Origin of the sequence: Pseudomonas putida, assembly GCF_009883635.2 — a bacterium.
Classification (GTDB): Bacteria; Pseudomonadota; Gammaproteobacteria; order Pseudomonadales; family Pseudomonadaceae; genus Aquipseudomonas; species Aquipseudomonas putida_W.
This window is the reverse complement of the sequence record NZ_CP026115.2, coordinates 4,001,628-4,016,726: the sequence shown is the minus strand read 5'-3', so window position 1 is coordinate 4,016,726 and position 15,099 is coordinate 4,001,628. Positions and strand designations below refer to the sequence as shown.

Genomic DNA, 15,099 nt, shown 5'->3' with positions numbered 1-15,099 from the left:
GCGCCTTTGCCTGTGTTCATCACGGTGGGTGGCCCGGGTTGATCGCCGTTGATCAATGGGCTTTGTTGTATCAGGGGATAAAGCAGGGACTGTGCCAATTGGTTTGCCTGTACTGGCCTCTTCGCGGGCAAGCCCGCTCCCACAGGGTTTTCAGTACATTTGCGACATATCAAACCTGTGGGAGCGGGCTTGCCCCGCGAAGAGGCCGGTAGAGCCGATGCACTTTCCAAGTGCAGCGCTCACCATCCTGGGGCGCTTCAATACACATCACGCCGGTACCGCTTGGCCTTGCTCAACGCTTCGACATAGGTATCGGCATCCACGCCCCCGTGCACGGCGATGACCTCACGCAACGCCGCATCCACATCCTTGGCCATGCGCTGCGCATCACCACACACATAGAAGTACGCCCCCGCCTCCAGCCACTGCCACAGCTGCGCGCCCTGTTCGAGCATGCGCTGCTGTACATAGACCTTCTCGGCCTGGTCCCGCGAGAACGCCGTGTCCAGGCGCAGATGCCCGCTCGCCTGCCAGGCCTGAAGCTGTTCCTGATAGTAGAAATCCGTGGCCGCATACTGTTCGCCGAAGAACAGCCAGTTACCCCCTTTGGCACCCTGCGCCTCGCGTTCTTCGAGGAAGGCACGGAACGGCGCGATGCCAGTGCCGGGCCCGACCATGATCACCGGCACGTCGTTATCCTCGGGCAGACGGAAGTGCTTCGATACCTGCGGGAAGATCGCCACCTTCAGTGACTGCGCCCGATCGGCGAGGAAGGTGGAGCACACGCCCTTGCGCTCGCCATAGCGCACCGTGGAAACGGTCAGGTGTACCTGGTCCGGATGCGCCAATGGGCTTGAGCTGATCGAATACAGGCGCGGCTGCAGCGGCTTGAGCAGTTCGAGCCAGGTGGCCAGCGGCAATTGCTGAGGGAACGCCCGCAGCACGTCGACCAACTGCCGGCCCCACAGCCAGTCCTGCAGTTCGGCCTTGCACTCGGGTTGCAGCAGGCGCTGCAGGTCGGCGGCTTGTGGGCTGAATACCTGCAGTTGCTGCGGGGTGACCTTGGCGATTTCCAGATGGTTTTCCAGGGCCTCGGCCAGTGGCATCACCGGCTGCCCCTTCAACTCCACCAACGCCTGGCCATCGAGGTGCATCAGCGCCAGCAGTTCCTCGACCAGTGCAGGGCAGTTGCGCGGCCATACGCCCAAGGCATCACCGGCGGCATAGCTGAAGCCGCTGCCGGACAGGTCGAACACCAGCTGGCGCGTCTCCTTGCTCGCACCCGGGCCGTTGAGCAGGTGATTTTCCAGCAGCGGGGCCGAAAACGGTTGCTGCTTGCCGTAGCTCACGACTGGCGCCGGTTCACAGACCGGTGCTGGCGACCCTGCGCTGCCGAGTTCCGGCAGCAGGGCTTCAAGCCAACTGGCGAAGGCCTCATCGAAATCCGGTTCGCAATCGACCCGCTGCAGCAAACGGCGCCCGCCCAGCTCGGCCAGGCGCTGGTCGAGCTTGCGGCCAAAGCCACAAAACTGGTCGTAGCTGGAGTCGCCCAGGGCCAGCACCGCGTAAGGCAACTCTGCGCAGCAGGCGCCCTGCTCGCTCTGCAGCGCCTGCCAGAATGCCGTGGCGCTGTCGGGCGCATCACCGTCGCCGAAGGTGCTGGTGATCAGCACCACACTGGCGGCGCCTTGCAACTGGCTGGGGCTGACCGCCTCCATGCAACTGAGCTGAACCTCCAGCCCCGCGCCGCGCAAGCGCTCGGCACAACGCTCGGCCAGCGCCTCGCCGTTGCCCGTCTGCGAAGCCCAGAGCACCTGGTGACGCGGCGCGGCGATGGTCGACGTGGTGGCTGGCTGCGCAAACAACCCCGCCAGCAAACCATCGACGAACAGCCGCCGCGCAGCAGCCAACGGCGCGTTGGCCGGCAGGCTGGGCACGCCCTCGCCACACGCCTGGTCGAGGCCGAGCAGGAAGCCCTGCAGGTAATGACGCTCGTCATCGGCCAGCACCGGGGCTGGCAGGGTGTCCAGGCCAAGCAGGCGGGACAGGGTCGCGGTCGGCATGCGGGCAGGCTCCGGGATGGCAGTGTTCAGTTCAAGGGCATCGATGCGCTCGCCAGCAACCCGCTCCAGGGCCACAGCGCAATGTTTGAACGCCGGCTGCAGCGACAGCGGGTCGACTGCATCGCAGGTGACGGCATTGATCGCCAGTTGCTCGCCGATCAGGTCATTCCAGTGGAACGGCGCAAAGCAGTTGCCGGGCATGACCCGGTCGCTGATGCGCGCCGGCAACACGGCTTGGCCGCGACGTGAGCGGATGGCGACCTGATCCTTGTCGGCGATGCCCAGGCGGGCAGCGTCATCAGGGTGGATTTCAACGAAAGGCCCGGGCTCCAGCTTGTTCAGCGCCGGCACCTTGCCGGTCTTGGTCAGGGTGTGCCAATGGTGCTGCACGCGGCCGGTGTTGAGCACCAGCGGGTAGTCGGCGTCTGGCAGCTCGGGCGCCGGCAGCCAGGGCCGGGCGAAGAAGCGCGCCTTGCCGCTGGTGGTGGGGAATGCCAGGGCAGGCGCATTACCCTCGGCATCGCGCAACAGGGGCTGGCTGCTGCCGTCGTTGAGGTAACGCAGTGGGCTGCGGTCATCTTCGCGACCCGGCGCGCAGGGCCATTGCCGTGGGCCGTGGCGCAATTGTTCATAACCGATGCCGCGCAGGTCGTAGCCGGTTGCCGGGTTCCAGAAGCGCCGGATCTCGTCGTACACCGCCTCGGCGTCGGGGTAATCGAAGGCCTCGGCGTAGCCCATGGCGCAGGCGACCCGGGCGATGATCTGCCAGTCCGCCAGGCTCTGGCCCGGGGCCTGGACCGCAGGTGGCATCAATGTCAGGTTGCGTTCGCTGTTGATCATCACGCCCTCGCCTTCGGCCCACAGCGCGGCGGGCAAGAGGATATCGGCGTAGCGGTTGGTCTCGGTGTCGAGAAAGGCGTCCTGGGTGATTACCAGCTCGGCCTGGCGCAGGCCGTCGATCACTTGTTGGCGGTTGGCGACGCTGGCCACCGGATTGCTGCAGATCACCCAGCAGGCTTTCACCTCGCCCGCCTTCATCTGCTCGAACAATGCAATCGTGCCCTCACCGCCTTCGCTGCGCAGGCTGCCCGGTTGCAGGCGCCATTGTTCCTCGACGAAGGCGCGATCCGCCGCCACCAGCGCCGAACGCTGGCCCGGCAAGCCGGGGCCCATGTAGCCCATCTCGCGGCCGCCCATGGCGTTGGGCTGGCCGGTCAGTGAAAACGGCCCGCTGCCGGGGCGGCAGATAGCGCCGGTGGCCAGGTGCAGGTTGCACAGGGCGTTGCTGTGCCAGGTGCCGTGGACACTCTGGTTGAGGCCCATGGTCCAGCAGCTCATCCACTCCCCGGCAGTGCCGATCCATTCTGCTGCCTGGCGGATGTCGGCTTCACGCAGGCCGGTAATGGCGGCCACGCGCTCCGGGGTGTAGTCATCGAGGAAAGCAGGAAGCTCATCCCAGCCTTCGGTGTGGCGGGCGATGAAGTCAGGATCGGTGTGGCCGTTGTGGTGCAGCAGGTGCAGCAGGCCGTTGAGCAGGGCCATGTCAGTGCCGGGGCGTACTTGCAGGAACAGGTCGGCCTTGTCGGCCGTGGCGGTGCGCCGAGGGTCGACGACGATCAGCCTGGCGCCGGCCTTGACCCGGTCGAGCAGGCGCAGGAACAGGATCGGGTGGCAGTCGGCCATGTTCGCGCCGATCACCAGGAACACCTCGGCACGTTCGAAATCCTGGTAGCTGCCGGGCGGGCCGTCGGCGCCGAGCGACAGCTTGTAGCCACTGCCGGCACTGGCCATGCACAACCGCGAGTTGGACTCGATATGCCGGGTGCGGATAAAGCCCTTGGCCAACTTGTTGGCCAGGTACTGGGCTTCCAGCGACATCTGCCCGGACACATACAGCGCCACGGCGTCCGCGCCGTGCTGGTCGATGATGCCGCGCAGGCGCTCGCCAGCCTGGGCAATAGCCAGGTCCAGGCTGCTGCGCGCCGGCTGCTGGCTGCGTTGCTGGCGCACGTAGGCGTCTTCCATGCGCCCGGCGGCGGTCAGTGGCAGGTGCGCGGTGAGGCCCTTGGTGCACAGGCGGCCGAAGTTGCTCGGGTGCTGCTTGTCACCGCTGATCTTGCTGACCTTGCCGTCCTTGATGCTCATGACGATGCCGCAACCGACGCCACAGTAGGGGCAGACACTGCGTACTTCGTGGGTGGTCATGGGCGGTCTCCCCTTTTCAGGAACGCAAAAAGGCGCCGGCTGCCCGGGCTTGCATGGCAAGCGGGGCAACACGGCGCCTTTGTCGTGGGTTTGTTTGGGCTGTCGACGTTGATAGCCCTGGATAGCGTTCAGTCAGCAATTAGTGGGCCAGCTGTGCCGGCCCTTTCGCGGGGCAAGCCCGCTCCCACAGGATATCCGTGCGCTCGGAGCCTCTCGATTCCTGTGGGAGCGGGCTTGCCCCGCGAAGAGGCCGGCACAGGCAGCGCACCACGCGGTAGCAAGCGAGTGACCCATGGCGCTATGCTGGGGCAATTTCCAGCAAGAGCTACAGCCTGCATTCCATGTCCAAGGTGATCCTCAAGACCCCCGCCCAACTCGAACTGATGCGCAACGCCGGCCGGCTGTTGGCCCAGGTGTTCGCCGAACTCGACAGCTTTATCCGCCCCGGCATCACCACGATGCAGATCAACGACCGCGCCGAGGCCTTCATCGTCGATACCCTCAAGGCCCGCCCGGCGAGCAAGGGCCAGTACGGCTTCCCCTACTCGCTCAATACCTCGGTGGATCATGTGGTCTGCCACGGCATCCCCAAGGTCGATGAAGTGCTGAAGGAAGGCTCGATCATCAACGTCGACATCACCCTCGAACAGGGCGGCTATATTGCCGATTCGTCGAAGATGTACAGCATCGGGCCGATCAGTGAAGACGCCCGGCGGTTGGTCGACACCACCTACGACGCGCTGTGGAAAGGCATCGAACAGGTACGTCCCGGGGCGACGCTGGGTGATATCGGCCATGCCATCCAGGCCCATGCCGAAACGGCTGGCTACAGCGTGGTACGCGAATACTGCGGCCATGGCATCGGCCAGCAGATGCACGAAGGGCCGGAGGTGTTGCACTTTGGCGCGCGCGGCATGGGCATGAAGTTGCAGCCGGGAATGGTGTTCACCATCGAACCGATGATCAACCAGGGCGGGCGCGGGACGCGGACACTGAAGGATGGCTGGACGGTGATTACCCGGGACCACTGCCTGTCGGCACAGTGGGAGCATACGGTGGCGGTGACTGAAGAGGGGGTCGAGGTGCTGACGTTGCGGGAAGAAGAGCGCAGCCAGTGAGCACAAACAAAAAAAGCGACCTTAAGGTCGCTTTCTATGTTACTTCCGGGTGTTCAGTGGGCCCTGGAAGCGGAATATGGCGCAGCGGACGGGACTCGAACCCGCGACCCCCGGCGTGACAGGCCGGTATTCTAACCGACTGAACTACCGCTGCGCTATTCAACGAGTGGTGGGTGATGACGGGATCGAACCGCCGACCCTCTGCTTGTAAGGCAGATGCTCTCCCGGCTGAGCTAATCACCCATTCGTCTCGGTGAGGCGCGCATTCTACGGACGAACCAGCAGCCTGGCAAGCCATTGATGCAACTTTTTCGCAAAAAATATCAGCCGCAAATTTCAGGCACAAAAAAAGCGACCCTAAGGTCGCTTTCTTTGTTACTTCCGGGTGTTCAGTGGGCCCTGGAAGTGGAATATGGCGCAGCGGACGGGACTCGAACCCGCGACCCCCGGCGTGACAGGCCGGTATTCTAACCGACTGAACTACCGCTGCGCTATACATCGAGTGGTGGGTGATGACGGGATCGAACCGCCGACCCTCTGCTTGTAAGGCAGATGCTCTCCCGGCTGAGCTAATCACCCTTCGTCTCGGTGTGGCGCGCATTCTACGGACGGCCTGCCACCCTGGCAAGCACTTTTTTAATTTTTCTCAAAAAAAATTCCAAGCCTTTCAAAGACCTAGCGCAGCCGGGGCTTTTCTTCCCTTATATGGCCCTGCTGGCCCTCTGACAGGGTTGGCCTCGGAGCACTGCTCGGAGAATAATGCCCGCCTTATGCATTAAGGAGAGATTGCCCCCCATGTGGTTCAAGAACCTGCTGTCCTACCGCCTGACCCAGGAAGTACCGTTCGAGCCTGAAGCGCTGGAAGCCGCGCTGGCCACCAAGCCAGCCCGCCCCTGCGCCAGCCAGGAGCTGACCACCTACGGTTTCATCGCGCCGTTCGGCAAGGGCGAAGACGCTCCTCTGGTGCACGTCAGTGGCGAGTTCCTGCTGGTTGCCGCGCGCAAGGAAGAACGCATCCTGCCGAGCAGCGTGGTCAACGATGCGGTGAAGGAAAAGGTCGAAGAGATCGAGACCGAGCAGATGCGCAAGGTCTATAAAAAAGAGCGCGACCAGATCAAGGACGAGATCATTCAGGCCTTCCTGCCGCGCGCGTTCATCCGCCGCTCGATGATCTTCGCCGCCATCGCCCCGCGCCTGGGCATGATCCTGGTCAACTCGGCCAGCGCCAAGCGCGCCGAAGACTTGCTGTCGACCCTGCGCGAAGTGATGGGCTCGCTGCCAGTGCGCCCGGTCACTGTGAAGATCGCACCGACCGCGACCATGACCGACTGGGTCAAGTCGCAACAGGCCGCCGAAGGTTTCTACGTGCTGGACGAATGCGAGCTGCGTGACACTGCCGAAGACGGCGGCATCGTGCGCTGCAAGCGCCAGGACCTGACCAGCGAGGAAATCCAGTTGCACCTGAGCACCGGCAAGTTGGTCACCCAGCTGGCCCTGGCCTGGCAGGACAAGCTGTCGTTCGTGCTCGACGACAAGATGGTGATCAAGCGCCTGAAGTTCGAGGAGCTGCTGCAGGAGCAGGCCGAACAGGACGGTGGCGAGGAGGCTGCGCAACAGTTCGATGCCAGCTTCCAGCTGATGATGATGACCTTTGCCGAGTTCCTGCCGGCGCTGTTCGAAGTGCTCGGTGGCGAAGAGATTCCGCAAGGGGTCTGATTCGGTTTGAAATGCCGGTGCTGGCCTGACATTCGGTTGTCGCCAGTTCAGGCCCTTTCGCGGGACAAGCCCGCTCCTACAGGGATCTCACCGCTCTCAAGGGCAGTGCAGTACCTGCAGGAGCGGGCTTGTCCCGCGAAAGGGCCAGTGAAAATCACAAAAAGCTATAAATAGAAAAGGAATTGCCCCATGCGCGCCCTCGCCGCCCTCAGCCGCTTCGTCGGCAACACCTTCGCCCTGTGGGTGCTGGTGTTCGCCGTGCTGGCCTTCCTGATGCCCCAGTGGTTCATCGCCCTCAAGGTCGCCATCGTGCCATTGCTGGGCCTGGTGATGTTCGGCATGGGCCTGACCCTCAAACTCGACGACTTCGCCGCCCTCGCCCGCCAGCCCTGGCGTGTGGCCCTGGGAGTGGTCGCACACTTCGTGATCATGCCGGGCATGGCCTGGCTGTTGTGCCAGCTGTTCCACCTGCCGGCGGAAATCGCCGTGGGCGTGATCCTGGTTGGCTGCTGCCCGAGCGGCACGGCGTCGAACGTGATGGTCTGGCTGTCCAAGGGCGACCTGGCGCTGGCGGTGGCGATCGCCGCGGTGACCACACTCCTCGCCCCGCTGCTGACCCCGGCACTGATCTGGTTCCTGGCCTCTGCCTGGTTGCCGGTGTCCTTCATGGACATGTTCTGGTCGATCCTGCAGCTGGTGATGCTGCCGATCGTCCTCGGCGTGCTGGCGCAGCGCTTGCTGGGTGCGCGGGTGCAGATGGCGGTGCAGGTACTGCCCCTGGTGTCGGTGGTGAGCATCGTGATGATCGTCTGTGCGGTGGTGGCGGCCAGCCAGGCCAAGATCGCCGAATCCGGTTTGCTGATCATGGCGGTGGTGGTGCTGCACAACACCTTCGGCTATCTGCTGGGTTACCTCACCGGCCGGCTCTGCAACCTGCCGCTGGCCCAGCGCAAGTCGCTGGCGCTGGAGGTGGGCATGCAGAACTCGGGGCTGGGCGCGGCGCTGGCGGCAGCACATTTCTCGCCGCTGGCAGCGGTGCCGAGTGCGCTGTTCAGCGTCTGGCACAACATCTCCGGAGCGCTGCTGTCGACCTGCTTCCGGCGCATGGAAGAGCCTTCGACCGAGGCTGCAGAGGTTGAGCCGGCCAGGCATTGATGTGTACCCTGATGGCCACTGTGAGGACGACCTCACGACGCACTGCGTGACCATCCTGGGGACGGCCCCATCATTCACAACGATGGAGACGCATCATGTCCTGGATCATCCTGTTCTTCGCCGGCCTGTTCGAGGTCGGCTGGGCCGTCGGCCTGAAATACACCGACGGCTTCAGCAAACCCCTGCCTACCGTACTCACCGTCGCCGCCATGGCCATCAGCCTGGGCCTGCTGGGCCTGGCCATGAAGGAACTGCCGCTGGGTACCGCCTATGCCATCTGGACCGGCGTCGGCGCCGTCGGCACGGTGATCGCCGGCATCATCCTGTTCGGCGAGTCGATGGCCCTGGTGCGGCTGGCCAGCGTGGCGCTGATCGTCACCGGCCTGATCGGCCTGAAAGTCAGCGCCAGCTGATCCCCTTCCTTAACGCAGGCCGCCGCGCAAGCGGCTGACCTGCTCACGCAAGGTTTCTGGCTGCGCCGCCTCCACCGGGATGGCGGCGCCTGCCACGATGGTCACCCGCGACCACAGGCGCTTGAAGAAGCCCTTGGCCGGGTCGCGACTGAAGAAGCTCCCCCACAGGCCCTGCAGCGCCAGCGGAATCACCGGCACCGGGGTTTCTTCGAGGATGCGGCTGACGCCGCCCTTGAATACATCGATCTCGCCATCACCGGTCAATTTGCCTTCAGGGAAAATGCACACCAGCTCACCGTCTGCCAGGTATTCAGCAATACGGGCAAAGGCTCGCTCGTAGGTGGCCTGATCCTCGTTGCGCCCGGCAATCGGAATGGCGCCCGCCGTGCGGAACACGAAGTTGAGCACCGGCAGGTTGTAGATCTTGTAGTACATGACAAAGCGGATCGGCCGGCGGATCGCCCCGCCCAGCAGCAACGCATCGACGAAGGACACGTGGTTGCACACCAGCAGCGCCGCGCCTTCGTCAGGGATGCGTTCGAGGTCGCGGTGCTGCACGCGGTACATCGAGTGGCTGAGCAGCCAGATCAGGAAGCGCATGGTGAACTCGGGCACGATCCTGAAGATGTAGGCATTGACCAGCACGTTCAGCAGCGACACCACCAGGAACAGCTGCGGAATGCTCAGCTTGAGCACGCTCAGCAGGACGATGGTGAAGATCGCCGAGACCACCATGAACAGGGCGTTGAGGATGTTGTTGGAGGCGATGACCCGGGCCCGCTGATCCTCGGCGGTGCGTGCCTGGATCAGGGCGTACAGCGGCACGATGTAGAAACCGCCAAACACGCCAAGGCCGACGATCGACACCAGGATCCACCAAGCCTGGTGCATGCCCAGCAGCGCCAGCCAGTCGTGCGGCTGGGCACCAGCCGGCACGTCACCCGAGTGCCACCACCAGAGCAGGCCGAACAGGGTCAGGCCGAACGAGCCGAACGGCACCAGGCCGATTTCCACTTTGCGCCCGCTTAGGCGTTCGCACAGCAGCGAACCGAGGGCGATGCCCACCGAGAACAGGGTCAGCACCAGGGTCACTACAGTCTCGTCGCCGTGCAGCCACTCCTGGGCGTAGGTCGGGATCTGGGTCAGGTAGATGGCGCCGACGAACCAGAACCACGAGTTGCCGACAATCGAGCGCGACACCGCCGGGGTCTGCCCCAGGCCCATGCGCAGGATCACCCACGACTGCTTGAAGATGTTCCAGTCCAGTGCCATCTGCGGCGACGCGGCCGCGGCACGTGGAATCCAGCGGCTGGCCAGGTAACCCAGCACGGCGGTGCCGACCACGCCCCCGGCCACCACCGTGGCGTAGCTGTCGGTGGCCATCATCACCCCGGCGCCGATGGTGCCGACCAGGATGGCGAGGAAGGTGCCCATCTCCACCAGGCCGTTCCCCCCCACCAGCTCTTCTTCACGCAGGGCCTGGGGCAGGATCGAGTACTTCACCGGGCCGAACAGCGCCGAGTGGGTGCCCATGCCGAACAGCGCCACCAGCATCAGCGTGAGGTGGTTGGTGACGAAGCCGATGGCGCCGACCGCCATGATGACGATTTCGGCCACCTTGATCGCGCGGATCAGCGCGTCCTTGGCGAACTTCTCGCCGAACTGCCCGCCCAGCGCCGAGAACAGGAAGAACGGCAGGATGAACAGCAGCGCGCAGAGGTTGACCCAGATCGAACGGTCGCCGTCGCCCAGGCTGAGCTTGAACAGGATCGCCAGGATCAGCGACTGCTTGAACAGGTTGTCGTTGAAGGCACCCAGCAACTGGGTGACGAAGAACGGCAGGAAACGCCGCTTGCCGAGCAAGGTGAATTGCGAGGGGTGACTCATCGTCCTTGTTCCTGAGTGTCTTTTGTCATTGGAGGCACGTGGAGCGCTGCAAGCCACAAATCTGCATGGGAAAGCCTGCGCCTGGCAAGAAACAGCCAGCAACACGGGAACCCGCTCACAGCTTGATATCACAGTGACATTAATTTCCCTCCAATCACTGTTCAGATTCTGTCACACGCGCCGATAATTCATATAGATGACTATATCTAACAGAAGGAACAGACCTCAGGTCTCCTCCAACGCACAAGAAAAGGAGCTCGGCAGTAATGTTTACCTGGTTTGGCGACCTCAGGATCGCCCACAAACTCTTCCTCGGTTTCGGCCTGGTGCTGTGCCTGACCCTCGCGCAGTCGCTGATCAGCTGGGACGGCTTGGGCAACCTGGTGAGGCGCAGCGAGGTGGTCAGCGATGTTTCGCGCCTCAACGACGCCCTCGGCGACCTGCGCGAAGCGCGCTTGCGTCACGCCATGGCCAACGGCGGCCCGGCCGAGAGCAAGCAGCTGCAAGCTGCGCTGGAGGCCTTCAAGCCGACACTGGAAAAGCTGCGCGAAGTGATGATAAAGGCGCAGACCCATGCGCTGCTCAATACCGCCGACCAGGCATTGCAAGGCTATAGCGACAACCAGGCCGCCAGTTTCCGCTCCTATGAAAAGATGCGCGCCGCACAGAAAGAAATGGGTGCGCTGGCCACCCAGTCGTTCGCCAGCATCGAGCAGATTCGCAATCAGGTGCGTGCCTTGCCCGATGCCGAGCAGCGGTTCGTGCGCATCGAGGCGATCAACCAGATTCGCGAAAACCTGATTCTGCTGCGCTACCACGTTCGCGGTTATACCGGTAACACCAACGCCGAGACCGAGAAGCTGATGAACGCCCAGATCGCCACCACGGTGAATGACCTGCCCGGGCTGGTCGCCCGCTTCAACGGCAATTTCCCGCAGCAGTTCAAGCAGCTGGAGCAGCAGGTACAGGCCTACGCGAGGGCCGTCGAGGCGTTCCGTGGCGAGGTCAGCCACCTGGTGGGGTACCGCACCGCCATGGCCAACGACATCGAGACCCTCAACGGTGTCATCGGCCAACTGTTGGACGACCAGGCTGTGCTGGTCGCCAAGGACAGCCACTTCGCCCGCACCCTGCAGATCGCCACCACCCTGCTCGCCTTGCTGATCGGCGCCCTGGCTGCCGTGGTCATTGCCCGACAGATCAGCCAGCCGCTGCGCCAGGCACTCAAGGCCATGGAACAGGTGGCTGCCGGCGACCTCAGCGAACAACCGACCAGCCGCCGCCGCGACGAAGTCGGCCAGCTGCAGAACGCCCTGCAGGGAATGACCCGCAACCTGCGCGAGCTGATCGCCCAGGTGCGCGATGGCATTTCGCAGATTGCCAGCGCCACCGAGGAGCTTTCGGCGATCACCGAGCAGACCAGCGCTGGCGCCAACAACCAGAAGGTGGAAACCGACCAGGTGGCCACGGCCATGCAGGAAATGGCTGCCACCGTGCACGAAGTGGCACGCAATGCCGGCGAAGCCTCTGCGGCCGCCAGCGCCACCGACGAAGAAGCCCGTGAAGGCGATGGCGTGGTCAACCGCGCCGTGGCCCAGATCAGTCGCCTGGCCAGCCAGGTGGAGGCCACTGGCCAAGCCATGGGGGCGCTGCGCACCGAGAGCCAGCGTATTGGCAAGGTCATGGACGTGATCAAGGCAGTGGCCGAACAGACCAACCTGCTGGCGCTCAATGCCGCCATCGAAGCGGCGCGGGCCGGTGAAGCGGGCCGTGGTTTTGCCGTAGTGGCCGATGAAGTGCGCAGCCTGGCACAGCGTACCCAGGCGTCGACACTGGAGATCGAGTCGGCGATTGGCAGCCTTGAGGAAGGTACCCGTTCGGTGAGCGAGCTGATGGAGCAGAGCCAGAGCCTGACCGAAAGCAGCGTGGCGCTGGTGCGTGAGGCTGGTGTGGCACTGGAGGGGATTACCCAGCGTGTATCGGGGATTCAGCTGATGAACCAGCAGATTGCGGCGGCTTCGGAGCAGCAGAGCGCGGTGGCTGAAGAGATCAGCCGTAGTGTGGTGACGGTGCGGGATATCTCCGAACAGACCGCCGAGGCCAGTCAGCAGACTTCGGTGTCCAGCGTGGAGCTGGCGCGGTTGGGTGGGCAGTTGCAGCAGATGATCAGCCGGTTCCGGTTCTGATCTTCCTGTGCTGGCCTCTTCGCGGGGCAAACCCGCTCCTACAGGTTTTGCATTAACTCTGGGGCACGCGCAATACCAGTAGGAGCGGGCTTGCCCCGCGAAGAGGCCGGCACAGGCACCCGATCATTCGAAGCCGAACAGCGCCCGTGCAGTACCCACCAGCAACGCCCGGCGCAATTCAGCCGAGCAGCCCAAGGCCTCGAACTGCTCGACCGCCGTGGTAAAGCTCACCGCCGACTCATGCTGGGTATGCGGCCAGTCACTGCCCCACAGCAACCGCTCTGCACCATAGTGAGCCTCAAGCGCACACAGGGCCTGGCGTGCAAACGCCAGGTTCTGCTCCGGCGTGCCTTCCAGCCGGTAGATACCCGATACCTTGACCCACACCTTGCCCTTGCCGCCCAGCGTCAACAGCTCGGCAAAGCCCGGCTGCCCCAGGCCCAGCCGGGCATCGGGGCGGCCAAAGTGATCGACGACGATATCCAGGCCATAAGGCTCGAGCGCCCGCACCAGCGCAGGAATATCCGCCACATGGCGGTGCAGCTCCAGATGCCAGCCCTGCTCACCGATGCGTTCCAGCAGGGGCCGCCATTCGGCGCCCGTCAGGTCTGGGAGGCCCTGGCCCATGAGGTTCAGGCGCACGCCCCTGACCCCAAGCCGATCCATCTCCTGCAAGGTCTCGCGCTCGACGTCCCGGTCAAGCATCACCACCCCGCGCAGTTGCCCCGGCACGGTTTGCAGGGCGCTGAGCAAGTAGCGGTTGTCGGTGCCCAGGAAACTGGGCTGCACCAACACACCGTGGCTGAAACCATGGGCGAGCAACTGGCCCAGGTAATCGCCCAGCGGCGCATCGTAGCTGGGCGCGTAACGCCGCTCGCTGGCCAGGTTCAGCCCACGGCTGAACACGTGGGCATGGCTGTCGATGGCGGTCAGGTGTGAAACAGGAACGTCGGGCATGGTCATCACAGGACAGTCAGGTTACTTGGCGACAGCGCCAGCCATTGCCGGCGCTGGGGTGGCCTCGAGGTTACGGCCACGGGTTTCCGGCAGGCACAGCGCGGCGAGCATGGCCACGCCGTAGGCGATGCCGGCATCGATACCGATCGCGCTACCCAGCGACATGGATTCGCTCATGTGGCCAACCAGGAACGGGAACACCGCCGACAGCACGCGGCCGAAGTTGTAGCAGAAGCCGACCCCGGCACCGCGCACGTCGGCCGGGTACAGCTCGTTGAAGAACGCCCCCAGGCTGGCCGGGATGCCGGCGGCGAAGAAGCCCAGCGGGAAGCCAAGGAAGAGCATCTGGGTATTGGTCAGCGGGAAGAACACATAGGCCTGCACGGTGAGGACGCAGCACAGCGCGAACAGCAGGATGTTCTTGCGACGGCCGATGCGGTCGATCAGCAGGCCGCTGGCTACGCAACCGCACCAGAAGGCGAAGATGATCACCGCCAGGTAGCCACCGGAGTTCAGGACCGACAGGTTGCGTTCGGTCTTGAGGAAGGTCGGCAGCCAGGTCATCACCGCGTGGTAACCCCCGTGGGCGCCCAGGCCCAGCAGGCCGCCGAGCAGGGTCACGCGCAGCAGTTCCGGGCGGAAGATGCCGGACATGGACTTGAAGAAGCTGCCGGGAATGGCCTTGTCCTTTTGCAGGCGCTGGAAGCTGTCTGGCTCCGGCACGTTGCGGCGCACCCAGATGATCAGCAGCGACGGCAGCAGGCCGACAAAGAACATCACTCGCCAGGCGTACTCAGCCGGCACCAGCGAATAGATCAGGGTGAACAGGCCCACTGCCAGGCCCCAGCCCACGGCCCAGGCGCTCTGCACGGTGCCCATGACCTTGCCGCGGTATTTCGGGTTGATGGTCTCGGCCATCAGCACCGCGCCAGCCGCCCATTCGCCACCGATGCCGAAGCCCTGCATGGCCTTGACGAACAGCAGCGGGTAGAAGCCGGTGACGAACGCCGAGAGGAAGGTGAAGAAGGAGAACCAGAGGATCATCCACTGCAGGGTCCGCACCCGGCCATAGCGGTCCGACAGGGTGCCGCCGAGCCAACCGCCAATTGCCGAGGTGACCAGGGTCAGGCCGCTGATCAGGCCGGCATCGCCCTTGGTCAGGGAGAACGCGGCGATCAGCGCGGGGATGGCCAGGCCGAACATCTGCACTTCCAGCGCATCGAGCGACCAGCCACCGAAGCAGGCCCAGAACGTCTTGCGTTCCCGTGAAGTAATCTGGCGATACCAGCTGAACATGATTGTTATCCTTCTTAGTCGTGTGTGTTACGGCCGGGCGTGCCGAAGCTCTAGGCACGCTGACGACCGGGCAGGCGAAGCCACTGCGCCGTGGCAGAACGGC

At 64.1% G+C, this 15,099-nt stretch carries 9 protein-coding genes, 4 tRNA genes and 1 pseudogene; 6 read left to right on the top strand and 8 right to left on the bottom strand.

Annotated features, from left to right (window positions below; genetic code table 11):
- Window positions 1-257 precede the first annotated feature (257 nt).
- Window positions 258-4,268: a bifunctional nitrate reductase/sulfite reductase flavoprotein subunit alpha gene (locus C2H86_RS18335; protein ID WP_159409240.1), complete on the bottom strand. Its 4,011-nt coding sequence runs from the start codon at window positions 4,266-4,268 to the stop codon at window positions 258-260.
- A gap of 341 nt (window positions 4,269-4,609) precedes the next feature.
- Between C2H86_RS18335 and map the strand changes: the two genes are divergently transcribed.
- The gene (gene map / locus C2H86_RS18330; RefSeq protein WP_159409239.1) at window positions 4,610-5,386 is read left to right on the top strand and encodes a type I methionyl aminopeptidase; all 777 of its coding nucleotides are present in this window, start codon (window positions 4,610-4,612) and stop codon (window positions 5,384-5,386) included.
- Window positions 5,387-5,463: 77 nt separating this feature from the next.
- On the opposite strand, the gene C2H86_RS18325 is transcribed toward map, so the two are convergent.
- The 4 genes from C2H86_RS18325 to C2H86_RS18310 form a co-directional block, all read right to left on the bottom strand.
- Window positions 5,464-5,540 (bottom strand) — tRNA-Asp (locus C2H86_RS18325).
- 13 nt (window positions 5,541-5,553) lie between these two features.
- Window positions 5,554-5,629: transfer RNA gene (locus tag C2H86_RS18320), tRNA-Val, on the bottom strand.
- Window positions 5,630-5,799: 170 nt separating this feature from the next.
- Window positions 5,800-5,876, bottom strand: a tRNA-Asp gene (locus tag C2H86_RS18315).
- Window positions 5,877-5,889: 13 nt separating this feature from the next.
- Window positions 5,890-5,965: transfer RNA gene (locus C2H86_RS18310), tRNA-Val, on the bottom strand.
- A 216-nt stretch (window positions 5,966-6,181) separates the two neighbouring features.
- Between C2H86_RS18310 and rdgC the strand changes: the two genes are divergently transcribed.
- From rdgC to sugE, 3 genes are all read left to right on the top strand, one after another.
- Complete coding sequence (gene rdgC / locus C2H86_RS18305) at window positions 6,182-7,102, top strand: recombination-associated protein RdgC (RefSeq protein WP_159409238.1); 921 nt, start codon at window positions 6,182-6,184, stop codon at window positions 7,100-7,102.
- 189 nt (window positions 7,103-7,291) lie between these two features.
- On the top strand, window positions 7,292-8,257 hold the full coding sequence (locus C2H86_RS18300; RefSeq protein WP_159409237.1) for a bile acid:sodium symporter family protein: 966 nt from the start codon (window positions 7,292-7,294) through the stop codon (window positions 8,255-8,257).
- A gap of 95 nt (window positions 8,258-8,352) precedes the next feature.
- A complete protein-coding gene (gene sugE, locus C2H86_RS18295) occupies window positions 8,353-8,670 on the top strand; it encodes a quaternary ammonium compound efflux SMR transporter SugE (RefSeq protein WP_103449539.1) in 318 nt (105 codons plus the stop codon).
- 9 nt (window positions 8,671-8,679) lie between these two features.
- On the opposite strand, the gene C2H86_RS18290 is transcribed toward sugE, so the two are convergent.
- On the bottom strand, window positions 8,680-10,557 hold the full coding sequence (locus tag C2H86_RS18290; protein WP_159409236.1) for a 1-acyl-sn-glycerol-3-phosphate acyltransferase: 1,878 nt from the start codon (window positions 10,555-10,557) through the stop codon (window positions 8,680-8,682).
- Between the two features lie 266 nt (window positions 10,558-10,823).
- Here C2H86_RS18290 and C2H86_RS28745 point away from each other — a divergent pair.
- Both C2H86_RS28745 and C2H86_RS28740 read left to right on the top strand, forming a co-directional pair.
- Window positions 10,824-11,840: pseudogene (locus C2H86_RS28745) on the top strand (methyl-accepting chemotaxis protein); the annotation flags it as partial.
- 39 nt (window positions 11,841-11,879) lie between these two features.
- Window positions 11,880-12,743, top strand: a complete 864-nt coding sequence (locus C2H86_RS28740; protein WP_430738592.1) for a methyl-accepting chemotaxis protein — start codon at window positions 11,880-11,882, stop codon at window positions 12,741-12,743.
- 123 nt (window positions 12,744-12,866) lie between these two features.
- Here C2H86_RS28740 and C2H86_RS18280 read toward each other — a convergent pair whose 3' ends face one another.
- Window positions 12,867-13,700, bottom strand: coding sequence for an amidohydrolase family protein (locus tag C2H86_RS18280; RefSeq protein ID WP_159409234.1), 834 nt, complete (start codon window positions 13,698-13,700; stop codon window positions 12,867-12,869).
- A gap of 21 nt (window positions 13,701-13,721) precedes the next feature.
- The gene (locus tag C2H86_RS18275; RefSeq protein WP_103449536.1) at window positions 13,722-14,996 is read right to left on the bottom strand and encodes an MFS transporter; all 1,275 of its coding nucleotides are present in this window, start codon (window positions 14,994-14,996) and stop codon (window positions 13,722-13,724) included.
- Window positions 14,997-15,099 lie beyond the last annotated feature (103 nt).

What these genes read in the sequence shown, in the direction of transcription:
- C2H86_RS18335 (WP_159409240.1), bottom strand. Translation starts at nt 4,268, where the DNA reads ATGACCACCCACGAAGTACGCAGTGTCTGCCCCTACTGTGGCGTCGGT.
- map (WP_159409239.1), top strand. Translation starts at nt 4,610, where the DNA reads ATGTCCAAGGTGATCCTCAAGACCCCCGCCCAACTCGAACTGATGCGC.
- rdgC (WP_159409238.1), top strand. Translation starts at nt 6,182, where the DNA reads ATGTGGTTCAAGAACCTGCTGTCCTACCGCCTGACCCAGGAAGTACCG.
- C2H86_RS18300 (WP_159409237.1), top strand. Translation starts at nt 7,292, where the DNA reads ATGCGCGCCCTCGCCGCCCTCAGCCGCTTCGTCGGCAACACCTTCGCC.
- sugE (WP_103449539.1), top strand. Translation starts at nt 8,353, where the DNA reads ATGTCCTGGATCATCCTGTTCTTCGCCGGCCTGTTCGAGGTCGGCTGG.
- C2H86_RS18290 (WP_159409236.1), bottom strand. Translation starts at nt 10,557, where the DNA reads ATGAGTCACCCCTCGCAATTCACCTTGCTCGGCAAGCGGCGTTTCCTG.
- C2H86_RS28740 (WP_430738592.1), top strand. Translation starts at nt 11,880, where the DNA reads ATGACCCGCAACCTGCGCGAGCTGATCGCCCAGGTGCGCGATGGCATT.
- C2H86_RS18280 (WP_159409234.1), bottom strand. Translation starts at nt 13,700, where the DNA reads ATGCCCGACGTTCCTGTTTCACACCTGACCGCCATCGACAGCCATGCC.
- C2H86_RS18275 (WP_103449536.1), bottom strand. Translation starts at nt 14,996, where the DNA reads ATGTTCAGCTGGTATCGCCAGATTACTTCACGGGAACGCAAGACGTTC.